The sequence below is a fragment of the Halorubrum sp. AD140 genome (assembly GCF_034497445.1).
GTDB lineage: Archaea > Halobacteriota > Halobacteria > Halobacteriales > Haloferacaceae > Halorubrum.
Genome location: NZ_JAXRUU010000213.1, coordinates 1 through 1336 on the forward strand (window position 1 = coordinate 1; position 1336 = coordinate 1336).

Below are 1336 nucleotides of genomic sequence, written 5' to 3' on the forward strand. Positions count from 1 at the left end.
CGGGCTCAACGCCTTCTTCGCGTACACGGTGGTGTTGGGGCTCGGCGTCTCGTGGCCGACGGCGCTTGCGGCCGTCTTCGTCGAGGGCGTCCTGTTCATGCTTTTGACCGCCGTCGGCGCGCGCGAGTACGTGATCCGGCTGTTCCCCGAGCCGGTGAAAAAGTCCGTGGGGGCCGGAATCGGGCTGTTCCTGCTGTTCATCGGCTTCCAAGAGCTCCAGATCGTCGTCCCCGACGACACGACCCTGGTCACGCTCGGCGGCGTCTTCGGGAACCCGTGGGCGATCCTCGGTGTCTTGGGGCTGGTGCTGACGTTCGTGCTGTGGGCGCGCAACGTCACCGGCGCCATCGTCCTCGGGATCGTGACCACGTCGCTCGCCGGGTGGGGGCTCACGCTCGCCGGGTTCTTCGCCCGCGGAACGGTTACGCCGGAGACGCTGCCGTCGGCGCAGTACGACATCACGCCGCTGGCGGGAGCGTTCGTCGACGGGCTGGCGAACATCGACCCCGTCACGTTCGTCTTAGTCGTGTTCACGTTCTTCTTCGTCGACTTCTTCGACACCGCCGGCACCCTCATCGGCGTCTCGCAGTTCGGCGACTTCCTCGACGAGGACGGCGACCTCCCCGACATGGACAGGCCGTTGATGGCCGACGCCGTCGGGACGACCTTCGGTGCGATAGTCGGCACCTCCACGGTGACGACGTTCATCGAGTCGTCCGCGGGCGTCGAGGAGGGCGGTCGCACCGGCCTCACCGCTCTGGTCGTCGCGCTCCTCTTCCTCGCGTCGCTCGCCGTGATCCCCGTCGTCGCTGCGATTCCCGAGTACGCCTCCTTCATCGCGCTCATCGTCGTCGGCGTGATGATGTTACAGGGGCTCGTCGAGGTCGACTGGCAGGACCCGGCGTGGGCCGTCTCCGCGGGACTTACCGTCACCGTGATGCCGTTCGCCTACTCCATCGCCGACGGGCTGGCGGCCGGCATCGTCGCGTACCCGCTGATCAAGCTCGCGGTCGGCGAGTACGACGAGGTCGCGCTCGGCCAGTACGCCATCGCCGCGCTGCTCGCGGTCTACTACGTCCTCTCGACCGCCGGCGTCATCCTCTGAGGCGGTCGGCGCGCCGCGACGGACGTTTCCCACGCCGTTTTCGACTTATAAATGTTCACGAGCGGGAGCGGCGGCTCCTATAAAAAAAGCAGGATGCGGTGGCGTCGCCGGCGGCTCCGCCGCCGGCTGCAAGAGGCGCGTCGCGCCTCCCTGCGCGCCTGCGAGGCCGCCCCGCGGCCGAGCCAGCACGCGCGAGGGAGTCTGCCGGTCGGAGCGAAGCGGAGACCGACC

The 1336-nt window shown here is 68.4% G+C and carries 1 protein-coding gene; it reads left to right on the plus strand.

The window, feature by feature from the left end; translation table 11 throughout:
- The coding region (locus tag U4E84_RS17550; RefSeq protein ID WP_322533371.1) for an NCS2 family permease at positions 1-1105 on the plus strand (1105 nt) is incomplete at its 5' end.
- Positions 1106-1336: the final 231 nt, after the last annotated feature.